General features: G+C 46.3%; 28 protein-coding genes. 7 read left to right on the top strand and 21 right to left on the bottom strand.

Features of this window, described 5'->3' with window-relative positions:
• The first annotated feature begins 62 nt into the window (after positions 1-62).
• From ICN11_RS05610 to aroB, 3 genes are read left to right on the top strand one after another with little or no spacing between them, the layout of a single operon-like run.
• Positions 63-1,079 carry a secretin and TonB N-terminal domain-containing protein gene (locus tag ICN11_RS05610; protein WP_255539897.1) on the top strand — a complete coding sequence of 339 codons (1,017 nt, stop codon included), beginning with the start codon at positions 63-65 and terminating at the stop codon, positions 1,077-1,079.
• 12 nt (positions 1,080-1,091) lie between these two features.
• The gene (locus ICN11_RS05615; RefSeq protein ID WP_215302357.1) at positions 1,092-1,616 is read left to right on the top strand and encodes a shikimate kinase; all 525 of its coding nucleotides are present in this window, start codon (positions 1,092-1,094) and stop codon (positions 1,614-1,616) included.
• Between the two features lie 8 nt (positions 1,617-1,624).
• A complete protein-coding gene (gene aroB / locus ICN11_RS05620) occupies positions 1,625-2,707 on the top strand; it encodes a 3-dehydroquinate synthase (RefSeq protein ID WP_216229540.1) in 1,083 nt (360 codons plus the stop codon).
• Between the two features lie 13 nt (positions 2,708-2,720).
• On the opposite strand, the gene cyaY is transcribed toward aroB, so the two are convergent.
• Positions 2,721-3,104, bottom strand: a complete 384-nt coding sequence (gene cyaY, locus ICN11_RS05625) for an iron donor protein CyaY (protein ID WP_216229541.1) — start codon at positions 3,102-3,104, stop codon at positions 2,721-2,723.
• A 47-nt stretch (positions 3,105-3,151) separates the two neighbouring features.
• On the opposite strand from cyaY, the gene ICN11_RS05630 reads away from it, so the two are divergent.
• Positions 3,152-3,343: a lipoprotein gene (locus ICN11_RS05630; protein WP_216229542.1), complete on the top strand. Its 192-nt coding sequence runs from the start codon at positions 3,152-3,154 to the stop codon at positions 3,341-3,343.
• Positions 3,340-4,638: a diaminopimelate decarboxylase gene (gene lysA, locus ICN11_RS05635; RefSeq protein ID WP_216229543.1), complete on the top strand. Its 1,299-nt coding sequence runs from the start codon at positions 3,340-3,342 to the stop codon at positions 4,636-4,638. The genes ICN11_RS05630 and lysA overlap by 4 nt, the downstream gene beginning before the upstream one ends.
• Positions 4,639-4,731: 93 nt before the next feature.
• Here lysA and ICN11_RS05640 read toward each other — a convergent pair whose 3' ends face one another.
• On the bottom strand, positions 4,732-5,391 hold the full coding sequence (locus ICN11_RS05640; protein ID WP_370623607.1) for a cytochrome c: 660 nt from the start codon (positions 5,389-5,391) through the stop codon (positions 4,732-4,734).
• Between the two features lie 186 nt (positions 5,392-5,577).
• Between ICN11_RS05640 and yihA the strand changes: the two genes are divergently transcribed.
• Positions 5,578-6,243, top strand: a complete 666-nt coding sequence (gene yihA, locus ICN11_RS05645; RefSeq protein ID WP_216229545.1) for a ribosome biogenesis GTP-binding protein YihA/YsxC — start codon at positions 5,578-5,580, stop codon at positions 6,241-6,243.
• Positions 6,227-7,246 carry a porphobilinogen synthase gene (gene hemB, locus ICN11_RS05650; RefSeq protein ID WP_370623606.1) on the top strand — a complete coding sequence of 340 codons (1,020 nt, stop codon included), beginning with the start codon at positions 6,227-6,229 and terminating at the stop codon, positions 7,244-7,246. The genes yihA and hemB overlap by 17 nt, the downstream gene beginning before the upstream one ends.
• A 51-nt stretch (positions 7,247-7,297) precedes the next feature.
• On the opposite strand, the gene dsbD is transcribed toward hemB, so the two are convergent.
• The 19 genes from dsbD to rplX all read right to left on the bottom strand — a co-directional run bounded on the left by dsbD (position 7,298) and on the right by rplX (position 17,810).
• A complete protein-coding gene (gene dsbD / locus ICN11_RS05655; RefSeq protein WP_216229546.1) occupies positions 7,298-8,971 on the bottom strand; it encodes a protein-disulfide reductase DsbD in 1,674 nt (557 codons plus the stop codon).
• Positions 8,972-8,976: 5 nt separating this feature from the next.
• Positions 8,977-9,309: a divalent-cation tolerance protein CutA gene (gene cutA, locus ICN11_RS05660; RefSeq protein ID WP_216229547.1), complete on the bottom strand. Its 333-nt coding sequence runs from the start codon at positions 9,307-9,309 to the stop codon at positions 8,977-8,979.
• Between the two features lie 68 nt (positions 9,310-9,377).
• Positions 9,378-9,770 carry a 50S ribosomal protein L17 gene (gene rplQ / locus ICN11_RS05665; protein ID WP_015420256.1) on the bottom strand — a complete coding sequence of 131 codons (393 nt, stop codon included), beginning with the start codon at positions 9,768-9,770 and terminating at the stop codon, positions 9,378-9,380.
• A 16-nt stretch (positions 9,771-9,786) separates the two neighbouring features.
• On the bottom strand, positions 9,787-10,767 hold the full coding sequence (gene rpoA / locus ICN11_RS05670) for a DNA-directed RNA polymerase subunit alpha (protein ID WP_015420255.1): 981 nt from the start codon (positions 10,765-10,767) through the stop codon (positions 9,787-9,789).
• Between the two features lie 23 nt (positions 10,768-10,790).
• Positions 10,791-11,414 carry a 30S ribosomal protein S4 gene (gene rpsD, locus ICN11_RS05675; protein WP_011901924.1) on the bottom strand — a complete coding sequence of 208 codons (624 nt, stop codon included), beginning with the start codon at positions 11,412-11,414 and terminating at the stop codon, positions 10,791-10,793.
• 118 nt (positions 11,415-11,532) lie between these two features.
• Positions 11,533-11,940, bottom strand: a complete 408-nt coding sequence (rpsK, locus tag ICN11_RS05680; RefSeq protein WP_015420254.1) for a 30S ribosomal protein S11 — start codon at positions 11,938-11,940, stop codon at positions 11,533-11,535.
• Positions 11,941-11,958: 18 nt separating this feature from the next.
• Positions 11,959-12,324: a 30S ribosomal protein S13 gene (gene rpsM / locus ICN11_RS05685; RefSeq protein ID WP_015420253.1), complete on the bottom strand. Its 366-nt coding sequence runs from the start codon at positions 12,322-12,324 to the stop codon at positions 11,959-11,961.
• 24 nt (positions 12,325-12,348) lie between these two features.
• Positions 12,349-12,465: a 50S ribosomal protein L36 gene (gene rpmJ, locus ICN11_RS05690; protein ID WP_012357167.1), complete on the bottom strand. Its 117-nt coding sequence runs from the start codon at positions 12,463-12,465 to the stop codon at positions 12,349-12,351.
• 35 nt (positions 12,466-12,500) lie between these two features.
• Positions 12,501-12,719, bottom strand: coding sequence for a translation initiation factor IF-1 (gene infA / locus ICN11_RS05695; RefSeq protein WP_015420252.1), 219 nt, complete (start codon positions 12,717-12,719; stop codon positions 12,501-12,503).
• Positions 12,720-12,723: 4 nt separating this feature from the next.
• On the bottom strand, positions 12,724-14,061 hold the full coding sequence (gene secY, locus ICN11_RS05700) for a preprotein translocase subunit SecY (protein WP_216229548.1): 1,338 nt from the start codon (positions 14,059-14,061) through the stop codon (positions 12,724-12,726).
• Positions 14,062-14,078: 17 nt separating this feature from the next.
• Positions 14,079-14,519: a 50S ribosomal protein L15 gene (gene rplO, locus ICN11_RS05705; RefSeq protein ID WP_015420250.1), complete on the bottom strand. Its 441-nt coding sequence runs from the start codon at positions 14,517-14,519 to the stop codon at positions 14,079-14,081.
• A 27-nt stretch (positions 14,520-14,546) separates the two neighbouring features.
• On the bottom strand, positions 14,547-14,735 hold the full coding sequence (gene rpmD, locus ICN11_RS05710; RefSeq protein WP_015420249.1) for a 50S ribosomal protein L30: 189 nt from the start codon (positions 14,733-14,735) through the stop codon (positions 14,547-14,549).
• Between the two features lie 24 nt (positions 14,736-14,759).
• Positions 14,760-15,278, bottom strand: coding sequence for a 30S ribosomal protein S5 (rpsE, locus tag ICN11_RS05715; RefSeq protein ID WP_100379470.1), 519 nt, complete (start codon positions 15,276-15,278; stop codon positions 14,760-14,762).
• An 18-nt stretch (positions 15,279-15,296) separates the two neighbouring features.
• Positions 15,297-15,650 carry a 50S ribosomal protein L18 gene (gene rplR / locus ICN11_RS05720; RefSeq protein WP_216136719.1) on the bottom strand — a complete coding sequence of 118 codons (354 nt, stop codon included), beginning with the start codon at positions 15,648-15,650 and terminating at the stop codon, positions 15,297-15,299.
• A gap of 13 nt (positions 15,651-15,663) precedes the next feature.
• The gene (gene rplF / locus ICN11_RS05725; RefSeq protein ID WP_216229549.1) at positions 15,664-16,197 is read right to left on the bottom strand and encodes a 50S ribosomal protein L6; all 534 of its coding nucleotides are present in this window, start codon (positions 16,195-16,197) and stop codon (positions 15,664-15,666) included.
• A 10-nt stretch (positions 16,198-16,207) separates the two neighbouring features.
• Complete coding sequence (gene rpsH / locus ICN11_RS05730; protein WP_015420245.1) at positions 16,208-16,603, bottom strand: 30S ribosomal protein S8; 396 nt, start codon at positions 16,601-16,603, stop codon at positions 16,208-16,210.
• A 24-nt stretch (positions 16,604-16,627) separates the two neighbouring features.
• Positions 16,628-16,933, bottom strand: coding sequence for a 30S ribosomal protein S14 (gene rpsN, locus ICN11_RS05735; protein ID WP_015420244.1), 306 nt, complete (start codon positions 16,931-16,933; stop codon positions 16,628-16,630).
• 9 nt (positions 16,934-16,942) lie between these two features.
• The gene (gene rplE / locus ICN11_RS05740) at positions 16,943-17,485 is read right to left on the bottom strand and encodes a 50S ribosomal protein L5 (RefSeq protein WP_046329383.1); all 543 of its coding nucleotides are present in this window, start codon (positions 17,483-17,485) and stop codon (positions 16,943-16,945) included.
• Between the two features lie 16 nt (positions 17,486-17,501).
• Positions 17,502-17,810 carry a 50S ribosomal protein L24 gene (gene rplX, locus ICN11_RS05745; protein ID WP_011901911.1) on the bottom strand — a complete coding sequence of 103 codons (309 nt, stop codon included), beginning with the start codon at positions 17,808-17,810 and terminating at the stop codon, positions 17,502-17,504.
• Positions 17,811-17,817: the final 7 nt, after the last annotated feature.

A 17,817-nucleotide genomic window follows, 5' to 3' on the forward strand; every position in this document is an offset into this window, starting at 1 on the left:
TCACCTTAGTAGTGGTTTTTTTGATCAGCCCAGCCTCAGGAAACCCCCCTGAAGGAACTTCATTGGCTAGCCTCAAAGATAGTCGCATTAGCCTGCAATTTAGCCAAATTGAAATGACTGAACTTTTGCAGGTTTTGGCAAAAATGGGGAATACCAACTTCCTGCTCAGCGAATCTATTCAAGGCAAGATCTCGGTCGATCTCAAGGACACCCCTTGGCAAACCGCCCTCCACTCGATTCTTGCCAGCAGGGGCCTACGACTTGTCCGGAATGGGGACATTTACTGGATTGGTCCTCACGCAGAAATTCAGAGTTTTCAAAAGTTTCGACGGGAGGATGCCGCTCTACCTTTTGGGGGCGATCACATTAATAGCCCTCGCCAGATCCTGATTGAGGCTCGCATTGTCGAGGCTGATCAGCGCTTTGCCCGCGAACTGGGAATGAAGTTGGGATACCAGGCCAACGGCATTGGCAATCGCCCAGACCAAAACGCCAGCGCCAATCTCGATCTAGGAGGGACTGGCTTAGCTGGCTTTAACCCAGCCACCCTGGCTGCAACCCTGGTTTCCAAGAATGCAGCCAGACTATTGCAAATAGAGCTTTCAGCCCTCGAATCCGATGGCCAGGGCAAGATTCTCTCCAATCCCCGAATCATGACTGGCGATCAAGTTAAAGCCACAATTGAGCAGGGAACTGAGCTCCCTTATCAAGTGAGCTCTCAAAGCGGGAGCAAATTACAGTTCCGCAAAGCCAATTTACGCCTAGAGGTATTGCCCAAGATTCATCCTGACGGGAAGATCTCGATGTTGGTAGGGATCAATAAAGACACTATTGGCATGAAAACCGAACAGGGATATGCCATCGACACCAAAAACCTCAGCTCTGAGGTAACCGTTGAAAATGGAGGCACAGCCATTATTGGTGGCATTTTTCAAACCACCGAACGCGATGATGAAATCAAGGTTCCACTTCTCGGTGACATTCCCTTGATTGGGCATTTATTTCGCCACAAATCCAAATTAGCAGATAAAACCGAACTATTAGTCTTCTTAACTCCCACTGTGCTGGACAAACACTAATAAAATCGGAGGGTGAACTCTTCATCCAACAATATCTTCCTGATTGGCCTTATGGGCGCCGGGAAGTCGACCGTCGGTAAATTGCTGGCTAAGAAATTGGGTCGTCGATTTTTGGATGCCGACCATGTGATTGAAGATCGTTGCGGAGTCAAGATTCCCGTCATCTTTGAAATGGAAGGTGAGGATGGATTTCGCAAACGTGAGGCTCAAGCTATCAAGGACATCACCGCCGAACATGATGTCATTTTGGCAACTGGTGGTGGCGCTGTACTACTGCCTGAAAATCGTCAGTTTCTCAGTGAAAGAGGAACAGTAATTTATCTCCACGCCAATCCGATGGAGCTATGGCATCGCACTAAAGGTGGTGAAGGTAGGCCGCTACTTAAAAATGGCGATGCAAAAAAGATTTTAGAAAACCTATACGCCATTCGTGATCCCCTGTATCGCGAAATCGCTGACTATGTCATTGAGACTGGGAAGCCCAGCGTCAATCAACTAGTCAATACTCTCATCATGCAACTCGAACTCTCCGCATAAATTTATCCATGAAAACATTAGAAGTTGATCTAGGCAATCGTAGCTACCCCATTCACATCGGTACAGATTTAATAGATCAGCCAGAATTATTTAAGGCCTGCGAAAAAGCGACCTCGATTTATATCGTTACCAATACGACAGTTGCGCCTTTATATGCAGAGCGTCTCACCAAGACTTTAGAGAAACTCGGTAAGCCTGTCAGAACGATTGTGCTGCCTGATGGAGAGTCTTATAAGGACTGGAAAAATCTTCAATTGATTTTTGATGACCTTCTTAAATTTGGCGCTGATCGCCAAACCATGTTGGTAGCTTTAGGTGGCGGTGTTATTGGTGACATGACCGGCTTTGCTGCTGCCAGCTTTATGCGCGGCATCCGCTTCATTCAAGTGCCGACAACCTTACTGGCTCAGGTGGACTCTTCTGTCGGTGGCAAGACAGGCATTAACCACCCACTCGGAAAAAATATGATTGGGGCGTTTCATCAGCCAGCAGCAGTGATTGCCGACCTCAATACCTTGAAGACATTGCCTGCCCGCGAACTCTCTGCAGGCTTAGCTGAAGTAGTTAAGCATGGTGCAATTGCAGACGCTGAATTTTTGAGCTGGATAGAAGCAAATGCAAAAGCATTGCTAGCGTGCGATACCGCAGCAATGGCGCATGCAGTATTACGCTCTTGCGAAATTAAATCGGCTGTTGTTTCAGCAGACGAGAGAGAAGGCGGCATCCGTGCCACCCTTAATTTTGGCCATACCTTTGGTCACGCGATTGAAGCCGGCATGGGTTATGGTGAATGGTTACATGGTGAAGCTGTTGGCTGCGGCATGGTCATGGGTGCAGACCTCTCACGACGTCTGAACTTCATCACCCAAGATGAGCTTAATCGCTTAACTCAAATTATTCAGTCTATGAATCTGCCGATTGCGCCACCCAAGTTTGGTGCTCAGCGTTACATGGAATTAATGCAAGTAGATAAAAAGACTGAGGGTGGTCAGATTCGTTACGTCGTTCTGGAGAAGATAGGTAAAGCGCAAATCAAGAGTGTCCCTGACGCTCAGGTCATCGAGACCCTAACAGCGACTGGAGCAGTTTAATTTTTTAGCTTGCTTATTTATGAAGCAGGCTAATAGCAATTGCCTGCCCAGCTTGGGCACTAGCAAATTCAGATAAATCAGTGAGAAGCTCGCGCCCTGTTTTGGTATCTAGCCATAGGGGCGTAGCCAAAGTTCCTGCCCAGCGATAGTGATAACCGCCAGATTTAGCCGCTACCCAGATTTCATGTAAAGGTGGCTGTGTATTAACCACAATGACGCTGCGATCCCTAAATCGAATATTGATGACGTTGCCACCTTGACGTTCTACATCGAGGTCTAGATCCAGCGCATCGTCTGCAGCCTCTAGGGCGACCTCTATCGACTGCAATACATTGCTGCCCAACTGATGGAATTGCTTATCGTCAATGGTTTCCACAGTCAAATTGCTTGGCTTCATATTAGAGTCCTGCATGCTATATTCAATCATTCGTTTTAGAGACATTCATGATAGCGATTCTTAAAAGAACTCTTGGCATTAGCCTTCTAATATCCCTTGTTGGATGTGGGGTTAGAGGGCCCTTATATTTGCCAAATGTGCCACCGGCGCCTAGCCCTCCATCTGAGCCAGAGCCCAAAGGCAAGCTCTACCCACCCCAAAGCCCTGCTGCAACTAACTCATCATCGGCCAAGCAATGACAAGTAAAGCGATTCCACTCCCCGACCTAGCTGGATTTACAGAACGCAATGGCAATTGGTATGCGGAAGAAATTCCTTTGTCAGATTTGGCAAAAGAGTTTGGCACGCCTTTGTATGTCTATAGCAAAAAAGCGTTAACCGAGGCGTATCAAGCCTATGACAAAGCTTGTGTAGATTCCTCTGGGAAGCGACGTGCTCGCGTTCATTACGCCATGAAAGCCAATAGCAATTTAGCGGTGATTGATTGCTTCAAAAAATTAGGCTCTGGCTTTGACTTAGTCAGCGGTGGTGAATTAGCTCGTGCACTGGCAGTTGGTGCAGATCCAAAAAGTTTGGTATTTGCAGGTGTTGGTAAATCCGCCCATGAAATCGCTCAAGCATTGCAAGCAGGTGTTAAATGCATCAATGTGGAATCGATTGCAGAGCTGCATCAAATTAATCGCGTAGCAACTAAGCTCAACTGCCGTGCCCCAATTTCCTTACGCGTGAATCCCGATGTGGATGCACAAACGCATCCTTACATCTCTACTGGATTAAAAGGCAATAAATTCGGCATCGCTTATCACGAGGTTCTAAAAACCTATCGTGAAGCTGCATTACTCTCACAAATTGATGTGGTTGGAATCGATTGCCATATTGGCTCGCAAATCACTACAACTGCACCATACCTTGATGCGCTTGATAAGGTGCTCGAGTTAGTTGCTCAGCTGAAAAAAGAAGGTATTGAAATTCATCATCTTGATTTAGGTGGGGGCCTTGGCATTTCATACGGCGATGACAACCCGCCTGACATTACTGAGTTCACCAACACCCTACTCAACCGTGTTGCTGAGCGCGGCTTTGCTCATCTCGATATCGTCTTAGAGCCCGGCAGATCCCTTGTGGGTAATGCTGGCGTGCTTTTGACCCAAGTGGAATATCTCAAGCCTGGTGCTGAGAAAAACTTTTGCATTGTGGATGCAGCAATGACAGAGTTGATGCGTCCAGCCCTCTACGAGGCTTATCACGGCATCGTCCCCGTCCAAACCAAACAAGTTGCAAGCTCTACCTATGACATCGTTGGGCCTGTATGCGAATCTGGTGACTGGCTTGGAAGAGATCGCAAGCTTGCAGTTGAAGAAGGTGACCTGCTTGCTATTCTGTCTGCTGGTGCTTATGGTTTTGTAATGGCATCTAATTACAACACCAGGCCAAAACCTGCTGAGATTATGGTTGATGGCAAGAATGCATATGTCATTCGTGCACGTGAAAATATTACAGATCTCTTCTCTAGTGAAACCACCCTACCAAACTAAATTTAGTTATCTATTCATTTAGCTTGGTAATTTCCAGGCAATAAAAAACCCCGCTACTTCAGCGGGGTTTTTGTTTTGTGCTGAACGTAACTATTAATGCAAGCCCGCCATGTAATCAGCAACAGCTTTCATCTCTTGATCAGAAAGCTTAGTTGCGATCGTTGTCATCTGAGTGCTATTTTTACGAGTGCCCTCGCGGAACGCTAGCAACTGCGCAGTGTTGTACTCAGCCCACTGACCACCCATGCGTGGGTACTGTGATGGGATGCCGGCACCAGTTGGGCTATGACATGCTGCACATGCTGGAACGCCTTTAGCAGCGATACCACCACGGTAGATGCTTTGACCCAATTCAATCGTGTCTTTGTTCTGAGCAACACCCTGTGAAACTGGCTGACTAGCCAAGTAAGCAGAAATATTATTCATATCTTGCTCAGTCAGGGTAGCGGCCATTCCCATCATGACCGGGTTAGCACGTGAACCATCTTTGAAGTTCTTTAACTGCTTGGCTGTGTATGCTGCATGCTGAGCAGACAACTTAGGCCAAGTAGCAGTTGCGCTTTGGCCTTTAGGGCCGTGGCAAGTTAGGCAGGCAGTCACGCCACGACTAGCGTCGCCGTTAGAGTACAGCGCTTCGCCAGCCGCAGGATCGACTTTAGGCTTGCCCGGAACGGCTGGCTTAGCAGCTTCCGCCATCGGAGCGGCAGCAGGCGCAGGATCTGCGGCGCTAACCACGCCAGAGAAGCTGGTCATTGCCAGTAATAAGCCAGCGGCCAGGCTAGCGCTTACGCTAGTTAATTTGGAGATTTGAGAGGTTTGACGCATTATGTTTACCTTGGCAAAAATTCCTAAAAGTGTTTGGGCCCTACTTTTACAACCTTTTACCCAACACCATGAGATATTTCATGATTTTGCGTGATTTTACAATAGCTTCTGGACATGTCTAAACTCTTTCAAGCCCGATTTGCGACCACAGTCAATGACACCCATTGCCTGCCTGCCACTCCACTCCGAGAGGTGGCCTTTGCTGGGCGCTCAAATGCGGGTAAATCTAGTGCAATTAACGTACTTTGCAACCAAAAACGCCTCGCTTTTGCCAGTAAAACGCCAGGACGTACCCAGCACATCAACTATTTTGGTCTTTTTGCAAAAGATGATCTTTTAGCCTATTTAGTGGATTTACCGGGATATGGCTATGCAGCCGTCAATCATGAGACCAAATACCACTGGAATGCCCTTCTAAGCGATTACCTGCAGGAGCGGGAGCAACTGGTAGGCATGGTCCTCATTGTGGACTCCAGGCGAGGCATTACCGAGCTGGACGAGCAAATGATCCAATGGTTTGTGCCGACTGGTAAACCTATTCATGTTTTGCTCAGCAAGTGCGACAAGCTCAATAAAAGTGAGTGCAAGCATGTTTTAGAAGCGGTTCGCAAACAATTGCAGCAATATGATCCGGCGCTACCTGATGGCAATGGTGAATCCAAGCAACTTACGGCACAATTATTTTCAAGCACCAAGCGTATTGGCCTTGAAGAGGCCGACAATATTGTTATTAAATGGTTATTTGAAGCAGAGACTCAAGAAGATGAAATCACAAGCTAACTCTTTGTTGAACTTTCCGGCGCACCGCCCACGTCGCATGCGTCGCGATGATTGGTCGCGTCGCCTGATGCAAGAGAACAGCTTTTCTGCCAATGACTTGATCTACCCAGTATTCCTACTTGAAGGCCAAGGTAAATCAGAAGCTGTTGCCTCAATGCCTGGCGTGAATCGCGTATCCCTCGATTTATTGTTTGGTGTTGCTGAAGAATGCGTTTCGTTGGGCATTCCTGTGATGGCACTCTTTCCGGTGATTGATGCATCTCTGAAAACGCCTGATGGAAAAGAAGCTTTTAATCCCAATGGATTAATTCCGACTGCAGTGCGTGAACTCAAGAAGCGCTTTCCTAATTTGGGCATCATGACGGATGTCGCACTTGACCCTTACACAAGCCATGGTCAAGACGGCGTCTTAGATGAGCAAGGTCGTATTCTGAATGATGAGACCACAGCCATCTTGGTGCAACAAGCCGTTGCTCAAGCGCAAGCTGGTGTTGATATCGTTGCGCCATCGGACATGATGGACGGTCGTATCGGAAAAATTCGTGAGGCGCTAGAGCAGAAGAAACTCATTCACACTCGCATCATGGCTTACTCAGCCAAATACGCATCAGCTTTTTATGGTCCATTTCGTGATGCAGTAGGTTCAGCAAAAAATTTAGGTAAGGCTGATAAGAAAACCTATCAAATGGATTGCGCCAATACTGATGAGGCTTTGCGGGAGGTTGCTCTCGATATCAGCGAAGGTGCTGATATGGTGATGGTCAAACCTGGCATGCCTTACCTAGATATCGTACGTAGAGTGCGCGATGAATTTAATTACCCGACCTATGCGTATCAGGTAAGTGGCGAGTACGCTATGCTCAAAGCTGCCGCACAAAACGGCTGGCTTGATCACGATGCTGTGATGATGGAATCTTTGCTTGCATTTAAACGTGCTGGTGCAGATGGCATCTTGACCTACTTTGCGCTCGAGGCTGCACGCCTTATTAAAGCAAGTAAATAAATTTTGATGGTGAGGGCTGAATAAGTAAAAACTTATTCAGCCTCAAGTAATTTAATTTGCTAGTGCTTTTTTCAAGCGCTCAGCAAAACGCTGTGGCGGCATATAGCCAATTACACGTTGATCTTTTAACTCTTCAGAATTGAGATCAAAGATCAAAATTCCGGGCGGGCCAAATAATCCAAAGCGCTTCAACAAAGCCTGATTCTCAGCGCTATTCTTTGTAACATCGGCTTGCAGCAAAACAAATTTCTGCAGCTCTTGATTCACTTCAGGATTTGCGAAAGTATTGACTTCCATCTCCTTGCAAGAAATGCACCAGTCTGCATAAAAATCTAAGAGTACTAATTTCTTTTGCTCTTTTGCTTGGGCTAAGGCTTGATCTAACTGCGCGCTAGATTCAATCACAGCAAAACTTGCATTTCCAATCTGATGTTGGCGCTGGCCATTAGCAACGGCAGTCGTTGCACCGGTACCGCCATTCTGTAATAGTGGTGAAGCAATCCATGCCGCAGTAGCAACCAATAAAACACCCAATGTTCTTTGCAACCAAACCATCCAAATACCAGTTGATGGAATGAGGATGCGCGCTTCAATAGCAATAAAGAGGAGTGGCAAGCCCATACCCAAAGCCATTACAAAGAGGAGGCCTGCCCCCAAACTCATTGAGCCCGTTTGGGCAATGAAAGCGAGTACTCCTGCTAAAGGGGCGGTAATGCAAGGGCTGGCAACTAATGTAGAAATTCCACCCAGAGCAAAGGCACCCGCAAAACTGCCACCTTTGTGGCGCCCTGCTAATTGATCCACCTTTTGCTGCCAAGACTGGGGCATTCTGAGCTCATATAGGCCAAATAGGCTGCCTGATAAGGCCAATAGAAGCAATGCAAACCCAATCAGCGCTATAGGGCTCTGTAGAGCTCTTTGGACACTTCCACCTAAGGCAGCCATCAAGACTCCGGCCAAAGCATATACGCAGGCCATACCGAGCACATAGGCCACCGCCAATAAGCTTGCGCGGCCCTTACTGATGGATTGCTTACCCTGCGTTCCAAATACCACGCTCGAGAGAATCGGCAGCATCGGAAGAACACAGGGGGTGAAAGCTAATGCCAGGCCCAGAATAAAGAAAGCTAGGAAAAGATATCCAGTTGGCGTGCTTTCTAAAAAGCGACCAATGGCATTAACGTCATCACGCTCACGCCATACATCCATTAGGCTTAATTCTTTTTTGGGGGTATTACCTGCTTCAACGCCTTCCAATAATTCTGGTATCGGCCCAGCCTTTACGCCAGTGCCTGCAAGTAGGAACTTGAGAGTCATTGGTGGATAACAAATTCCCGCTTCAGCGCAACCTTGCAACTCCAACTCTAGATATAGAGGCTTTCCCGCTTCCGCTTTTTTATCTAGCGTGAGCAGAAATACCTGCTTATAAACCTGCATTTTCTTCTGAAAAGTTTCGTCATACTTTTCAACTCCAGCAGGGAGTGATGCCTTTACAAGCCCTAATTTACTGGGCTCGGAGCCCATCTTGAAATGCAGGGATTCTTGATAGATGTAATAACCCTTGGCTGGAAAAATCTCCAACTCGATGTCGTTTGTATTCACCACCCACGTTGCTTCAGCCTGAAATGCTTTCTCAGGCGGTAGGAATTCTGGGGCTGCGAAAGCATTTCCAACAAAGAATAGGAGTGCCGCTAGAACCGGGATGAATTTATTAATCATTCTCATGGCACTCACTTTACCTCGGCCTGCACCCACTTGCCATACAGCGCTTCATATTTTTCGGGAGCGTAGGCAATCACCTCTGGCAAATCATAAGGGTGATGACTTTTGATGAAATTAGAAATATCTACCCACTTATCTGCAACCGTCTTTGCTGACAATAGAACTTCCCTTGCTTCGCAAATCTTGCCTTCCCAGCGATAGATGGAATGCACACCCTCCTGAATTTGCACGCAAGCAGCCAGATGACCTTCAAGCAATTGATGCGCCATTTTCTTTGCATCTTCAAGGGATGCAAAACTGGTGACAATAATCAATAGTTCAGCAGATTGGTCTTTGGTCATGATGTATTTATAGCGGTATAAATGAAAAAAGCCAGACCGAAGCCTGGCTTTTAATCTTGCTAAAGGGCTTAAGCCTCTTCAGCTACTGCTGTTTCTTCAACTTCCGGACGATCTACCAACTCAACCAAAGCCATAGGTGCATTGTCACCATGACGGAAGCCAAACTTCAAAATACGAAGGTAGCCGCCTGGACGAGTTGCGTAACGTGGGCCGAGCTCTGTGAAGAGTTTGGTCACGATATCGCGATCGCGTGTGCGATTGAATGCCAAGCGACGGTTTGCTAAGTTATCTTTTTTACCCAAGGTAATTAAAGGCTCAACAACCATGCGCAATTCTTTTGCTTTTGGCAAAGTCGTTTTAATGACTTCGTGCTCCAAGAGTGAATTGGACATGTTGCGCAGCATCGCCAAGCGATGTGATGATGTTCTGTTTAGTTTGCGTAAGCCGTTTCCGTGACGCATGATGCTTCCTTTCTAATTATTTCTCGAGGTTAGCTGGAGGCCAGCTTTCGAGTTTCATGCCAAGACTTAAGCCACGAGCCGCCAATACATCTTTGATTTCATTCAAAGACTTACGACCTAAATTAGGCGTCTTCAACAATTCATTCTCTGTACGTTGAATCAAGTCACCGATGTAGTAAATGTTCTCAGCCTTCAAGCAGTTTGCAGAGCGCACTGTGAGTTCGAGATCATCAACCGGACGCATCAACATTGGATCAACCATTGAAGAGCGGCTTGGTGCGAGATCACCAGAAACTTCGCTGCTTTCGAGGGCTGCGAATACAACTAACTGGTCAACCAAAATGGTAGCGGCTTGACGAATCGCCTCTTCGGGAGACAACACACCGTTTGTTTCGATTGTCATTACGAGACGATCGAGGTCGGTACGTTGCTCAACACGAGCAGACTCAACAGCGTAGCTAACACGGCTTACTGGGCTAAATGAGGCATCCAATACGATGCGACCAATGATCTTGGTAGCTTCGTCATGGTATTGACGCATATTGCCTGGTACATAGCCACGGCCTTTTTCAACCTTGATCTGCATATCCAACTTGCCACCAGCTGACAGGTGAGCGATAACGTGATCAGGGTTAATGATTTCTACATCATGTGGCAAATCAATATCTTTTGCAGTAACAACGCCTGGGCCTTCTTTACGCAAATTGATAGTAACTTCGTCACGTGACTGCAACTTAAATACGATACCTTTGAGGTTCAACAAAAGGTTAACTACATCCTCTTGAACGCCATCTAATGTGGAGTATTCATGAACAACACCAGCAATTGCTACTTCAGTTGGCGCATAACCAACCATCGAGGACAACAAAACACGACGTAATGCATTGCCGAGTGTGTGACCATAGCCACGCTCGAACGGCTCCATAACAACCTTAGCTTGGTTGGCGGTAAGCGCTTCAACAGAAATAATTTTTGGCTTGAGCAAATTTGTTTGCATATTTTTCCCTTGAGAGTACCTAATTAGCGTGAATACAATTCGACGATCAAACTTTCATTAATTTCACCGCTAATATCTTCACGGTCAGGCACTTGCTTAAACGTTCCCTCAAGCTTGGCTGCGTCAACTGAAACCCAAGTAACAGCTGCCATTTGTCCAACCAAATTGAGTGATTCTGTAATACGCGCTTGCTTCTTCGCTTTTTCACGAATCGCCACTACATCACCAGGCTTAACCTGAATTGATGGAATGTTTACTGGGCTGCCATTGAGCAAAATTGCGCAATGAGAAACCAATTGACGCGCTTCAGCACGAGTAGAACCAAAGCCCATGCGATATACCACGTTGTCTAAACGTGACTCAAGCAACTGGAGCAATGTTTCACCAGTGTTGCCCTTACGACGCTCAGCTTCCGCGAAGTAACGACGGAATTGACGCTCTAATACGCCATAGATACGCTTAACCTTTTGCTTTTCACGCAATTGATTACCGTAATCAGATGTTCTTGAGCCAGATGTACGGCCATGTTGACCAGGCTTAGTATCTAACTTGCACTTGTCTGACAGGGCGCGACGTGCGCTCTTTAAAAATAAGTCGGTACCTTCCCGACGTGCTAATTTGGCCTTAGGCCCTAAGTAACGTGCCACGATGCTTTCCTTTCTTTGCCGCAGTCTTACGACCGGCGGTGAGTTCGCCTTTTAAATCAGGCGAACAGTGGGCTTTAATAAAAAACTACTAAAACTGTTGTACTGCCAACATCCAAGCTTAGATACGACGACGCTTAGGAGGACGGCAACCATTGTGTGGAACTGGAGTTACGTCTTGAATCTCAGTGATCTTGATGCCCAATGAGTTCAATGCACGAACTGCTGATTCACGACCTGGGCCTGGGCCTTTGATCTGAACTTCCAAATTCTTGATACCGCATTCAATGGCTGTCTTACCAGCAACTTCAGCAGCTACCTGAGCAGCAAAAGGTGTTGATTTACGTGAGCCCTTGAAACCCTGGCCACCAGATGTTGCCCATGAAAGCGCATTACCTTGGCGATCAGTGATCGTAATAATGGTGTTATTAAAAGAAGCGTGAACGTGTGCAATACCGTCAGCAACGTTCTTTTTAACCTTCTTGCGTGCGCGCTGTGAAGCTGCAGAAGCGGATTGTTGTTTTGCCATGTCAATAAACTTTCTTGATTATTTCTTGAGTTGCACGCCAGACTTACGTGGGCCCTTGCGGGTACGCGCGTTAGTCTTAGTACGTTGACCACGTACAGGCAAGCCCTTACGATGACGAACGCCACGATAGCAGCCTAAGTCCATCAAACGCTTGATGCTCATCGTTACTTCACGACGAAGGTCACCTTCAGTGATGAACTTACCTACTTCATCACGCAACTTTTCCAAGTCACCGTCAGTAAGATCTTTAACTTTTTTGTCGATAGCAACACCTGTGGTTTCACAAATTTTGCGAGCACGAGTTGTGCCGATGCCAAAAATTGCTGTTAAACCGATAACAGTATGTTGATGATTTGGGATATTTACCCCAGCGATACGTGCCATGAGATTTCCTCTTAATTAACCAGATCAGCCTTGACGCTGCTTATGACGTGCGTCTGAAGAACAGATCACGCGCACAACGCGTTTGCGCTTAATGATCTTGCAATTTCTGCAAATACACTTAACGGATGCCAAAACTTTCATAACTCACCTCTAAAAAAATATGTACTACTTAATCTTTACTTCGCTCGGAAAATGATTCTTGCGCGCGTCAGGTCGTAAGGAGTCATCTCCACCGTCACCTTATCTCCTGGCAGGATGCGGATGTAATGCATCCTCATCTTTCCAGAAATGTGCCCTAGAACCACATGTCCGTTCTCTAGCTTCACGCGAAACATTGCGTTCGGCAAATTCTCAATAATTTCTCCCGCCATCTGAATTACATCGTCTTTAGACATTCAGTTAAGCGCCCATCTTAAAGTTAGCTTTTTTCATCAAAGAACCATATTGTTGTTGCATTACGAATGACTGAACTTGAGCCATGAAATCCATTGCAACAACGACAATAATCAACAATGAAGTACCGCCAAAATAGAATGGCACGTTGTACTTCAACACTAAGAATTCTGGCAACAAGCAAACCAAAACCATATAAATTGCACCAGCCAATGTCAAACGAACCAAGATCTTGTCGATATAACGACCAGTCTGATCGCCAGGACGAATACCTGGAACAAAAGCACCGCTCTTCTTTAAGTTATCTGCAGTCTCACGGCTGTTGAAAACCAAAGCTGTGTAGAAGAAGCAGAAGAAAATAATCGCAGCTGCATACAAAATTGTGTAAACAGGTTGACCTGGGGCTAATGTTGCTGCCAAGTCTTTAATAATTCTGCTGAACATATTGGTAGGCTCGCCTGATGTAAACCAGCCAGCAATCGTTGCAGGGAACAAAATAATGGATGAAGCAAAAATTGGAGGGATAACACCAGCCATGTTCAACTTTAATGGGAAGTATGAAGACTGACCGCCATACACCTTGTTACCAACTTGACGTTTAGCGTAGTTCACCAAAATACGGCGCTGACCACGCTCTACAAATACAACAAAATATGTCACTGCAATACAAATCACTACGATAAGTAATGCGGATAGGATGTTCATGGAACCGGTACGAACTAATTCAAGCAAGCTACCGATTGCAGTTGGCAAGCCAGAAACAATGCCGCCGAAAATAATAATAGAGATGCCGTTGCCAAGACCGCGCTCAGTGATCTGCTCGCCGAGCCACATCAGGAACATCGTGCCAGTAACTAAAGTAACTACTGTATTGAGTTCAAACATGAAGCCAGGATTAATAACCAAACCTGGTTGAGCTTGCAGTGCAACTGAGATACCTAATGCCTGGAATGTAGCCAAGAACACAGTGCCATAACGGGTGTACTGAGTAATCTTGCGCTGTCCTGCTTGGCCTTCTTTTTTCAAAGACTCCAAAGAAGGAACAACAATCGTCATTAACTGCATGATGATCGACGCAGAGATGTACGGCATGATTCCTAAAGCAAAAACTGTAAAGCGCGATAAAGCACCACCTGAGAACAGATTGAACATTCCTAAGATGCCATCTTTTTGACCGGAGAACAATTGAGCCAATTGGTCAGGATCAATACCTGGAACAGGAATGTGTGCGCCCAAACGGAACACGAGCAATGCCAAAACTAGGAATACCAAGCGTTGACGTAATTCGCCAAACTTGTTTCCTGATTGAGCAATATTTGCTGTGTTGGTAGGAGCGAGTGCCATCGTTTACTAAAAACTAATTAAACCAAGTCAACCAATTTGCCGCCAGCTGCTTCAATAGCCGCTTTCGCACCTGCAGTTGCTGTAATACCTTTGAGGGTCACAGCAATTGACAGTTCACCAGTTTTAATTACTTTGACTGCATTGATCTGCTCGCCAGCAAAACCATGAGCTCTCAAAACCAACAAGTCCACTTCTGGCAAATTGATTTTTGCTAAGTCATTCAAAGTGATTTGACCAACGTGACGACGTGTCAAAGACACGAAACCGCGTTTTGGCAAACGACGATACATAGGCATCTGACCGCCCTCGAATCCAACCTTGTGGAATCCGCCGGAACGTGATTTTTGACCTTTGTGACCGCGGCCTGCAGTTTTACCAAGACCTGAACCGATGCCGCGACCTACGCGACGACGATTTTTCTTGGATCCCTCTGCGGGTTTGAGTGTATTGAGTTGCATATTCTTCGCCTATTTACTTGCTAGTTATTAGCCAATGACTTTAACTAGATAAGAAACTTTATTAATCATTCCGCGAACTGCTGGAGTGTCTTCCAATTCTGAAACAGAATTGATACGTCCGAGGCCTAAACCACGAACAGTTGCACGGTGGCTTTCGCGTGTGCCGATCAAGCTGCGTACCAATTGCAGTTTGACTTTGGAGTTAGATGTTGTCATTTATAGATTCCTAATCTTTTGGTCTTAGCCGAGAATCTCTTCAACTGACTTACCGCGCTTAGCAGCAATTTCAGAAGGAGTGCTCATCTTGCTCAAGCCATCAATCGTTGCACGAACCATGTTGTAAGGGTTTGTTGAGCCAAGAGACTTAGCAACAACGTTAGTTACACCCATTACATCGAAGATTGCGCGCATTGGGCCACCAGCGATAACGCCAGTACCGTCTTTTGCTGGAGAAATCATCACGCGTGACGCGCCATGCTTACCAATCACAGTGTGTTGCAAAGTACCTTTACGTAAGGAAACTTTGATCATCTTGCGGCGTGCTTCGTCCATTGCCTTTTGAACAGCAACTGGAACTTCTTTTGATTTGCCTTTGCCCATGCCGATACGACCATCGCCATCGCCAACTACAGTGAGTGCAGCGAAGCCGAGAATACGACCACCCTTAACCACTTTAGTTACACGATTAACAGCAATCATCTTCTCGCGAAGACCGTCATCACGCTCTTCGTTTTGCATCTTGTTTTGCATTTTTGCCATGTTTTTTCCTAAACCCTATTAGAACTTCAGGCCGGCTTCACGCGCAGCTTCAGCTAAGGCCTTAATACGGCCGTGGTAACGATGACCGGAACGATCAAAAGCAACATCAACAACGCCTGCTTTAACAGCACGCTCAGCAACTAATTTGCCGATTTGTTTTGCCGCATCAGCGTTGCCGCCGTTTTTGATTGCTTGGCGCAAATCTTTTTCCATTGTTGAAGCAGCTGCTACAACTTTGGTTCCACATGGGCTGTATACCTGTGCAGAAATGTGTGAGTTGCTACGGATAACTGTTAAGCGATTTGCCAATGCTTCGGCAATGCGAATACGAGTCTGCCTAGCGCGTCTTTGTCTGGATTCGTCTTTATTCATTTTTTAATCTCGCTTACTTCTTCTTAGTTTCTTTCAGGTGTACAACCTCATCCACGTAGCGAACGCCCTTGCCTTTGTATGGCTCTGGTGAACGGTATGCGCGAACTTCAGCGGCAACCTGGCCAACTTGCTGCTTGTTGGAACCTTTAATAATGATTTCAGTTTGAGTTGGCGTCTCAGCTTTTACACCCTTTGGCAGGTTGTAAATAATGTCGTGTGAGAAACCTAACTGCAACTTCAATGTTTCGCCTTGAGCAGCAGCACGGTAACCAACGCCTACCAAGCTGAGCTTGCGCTCAAAGCCAGCAGTTACGCCAACAACCATGTTGTTTACTAAAGCGCGGGCTGTACCTGACTGTGCACCAGCTTCTGGTGTGTCGTTATTTAAAACAACTGTCAATACGCCATCTTCTTGTTTCAAACCAACAGAAGGATGCAAGTTATGTGTCAAAGTTCCCAATGGACCCTTAACAGTAATGTTTGCACCGTTGATGCTGATTTCAGCGCCCTTAGGGACTGGAATAGGTGATTTACCAACGCGGGACATATTTCTCTCCTTACGCGACGTAGCAAATAACTTCGCCACCAACGCCGTTTGCACGTGCTTTGCGGTCTGTCATTACGCCTTGTGGGGTTGAAATAATTGCAATGCCCAAGCCATTCATCACTTCAGGAATGTCGTGACGGCCTTTGTAGATACGTAGACTTGGTGTAGAAACACGGTCAATACGCTCAATAACAGGGCGGCCTGCGTAGTATTTGAGTTCAATGTGTAGCACTGGCTTAGCTGCTTCACCTTTGATTTCAAAACTATCGATATAACCTTCATCCTGCAAGACTTTTGCAATAGCTACTTTAACTTTTGACGACGGCATCAAGACTACGGGTTTCTGCACTGCTTGCGCATTGCGGATCCTTGTCAACATGTCGGCGATTGGATCGCTGATACTCATGAGTTCTCCTAATTCTTTCGCCGCTTACCAGCTGGCCTTGGTTAAACCGGGGATTTCGCCACGGAAGGCGATTTCACGAATCTTGCTACGCGCTAAACCAAACTTGCTGAATACACCGCGTGGACGACCGGTTAATGAACAACGATTTCTTTGACGAATCGGGCTTGCGTTACGTGGAAGTGCCTGTAGCTTCAAGCGAGCTTCATAGCGCTCTTCATCACTGCGTGATTGATCAGCAATGATTGCCTTGAGTTCAGCACGCTTTACAGCGTACTTCTCTACAGTTTTAGCGCGCTTATTCTCGCGCTCAATTAGGGATAGTTTTGCCACGTTAGCCTCTTAATTGCGGAATGGGAATTTGAACGCTGCTAACAAAGCTTTTGCTTCTTCGTCAGTCTTAGCGGTCGTCGTAATACTGATGTTGAGACCACGGAGGGCATCAATTTTGTCGTATTCGATTTCAGGGAAAATGATTTGCTCTTTAACGCCGATGTTGTAGTTACCACGGCCGTCAAATGCCTTACCGGAAATTCCGCGGAAGTCACGTACGCGTGGCAAAGCAACAGTCACGAAACGATCTAAAAATTCGTACATGCGTGCACCACGCAATGTCACCATGGCACCGATTGGGTAGCCTTGACGAATTTTGAAACCAGCAATCGCTTTTTTCGCTTTTGTCACAACTGGCTTTTGACCTGCTACTTTAGTCAAATCACCAACTGCATTTTCGATAATTTTCTTGTCGTTCACTGCATCGCCCAAGCCCATGTTCAGGGTTACCTTAGTGATACGTGGAACTTCCATTACTGACTTGTAACCAAATTTGGCGATCAAATCAGCAACAACTTTAGCTTGATAGTGTTCTTGAAAACGTGTGCTCATAATTTCTCCGTGCCCCTTATGCGCTTAAAGTTGCGCCAGTGGTTTTGAGGAAACGTTGCTTTTTACCGTCCACGAGTTTGATACCAACACGTGATGGTTTGCCGTTACCGTCAACCACAGCCACATTAGAAATGTGTACAGGCATCGTCTTGTCAATCATGCCGCCAGTAACGCCGGCTGCTGGATTTGGCTTAACGCTCTTTTTGTAAATATTTACGCCTTCGATTACTAATTTGTTCTCGAGAACGGCTGTAACTGTCCCTTGCTTGCCCTTATCGCGGCCAGTCAACAGAACTACTGAATCACCTTTACGAATCTTTTTCATATCAGCC

Origin of the sequence: Polynucleobacter sp. 78F-HAINBA, from assembly GCF_018882325.1 — a bacterium.
Classification (GTDB): Bacteria; Pseudomonadota; Gammaproteobacteria; order Burkholderiales; family Burkholderiaceae; genus Polynucleobacter.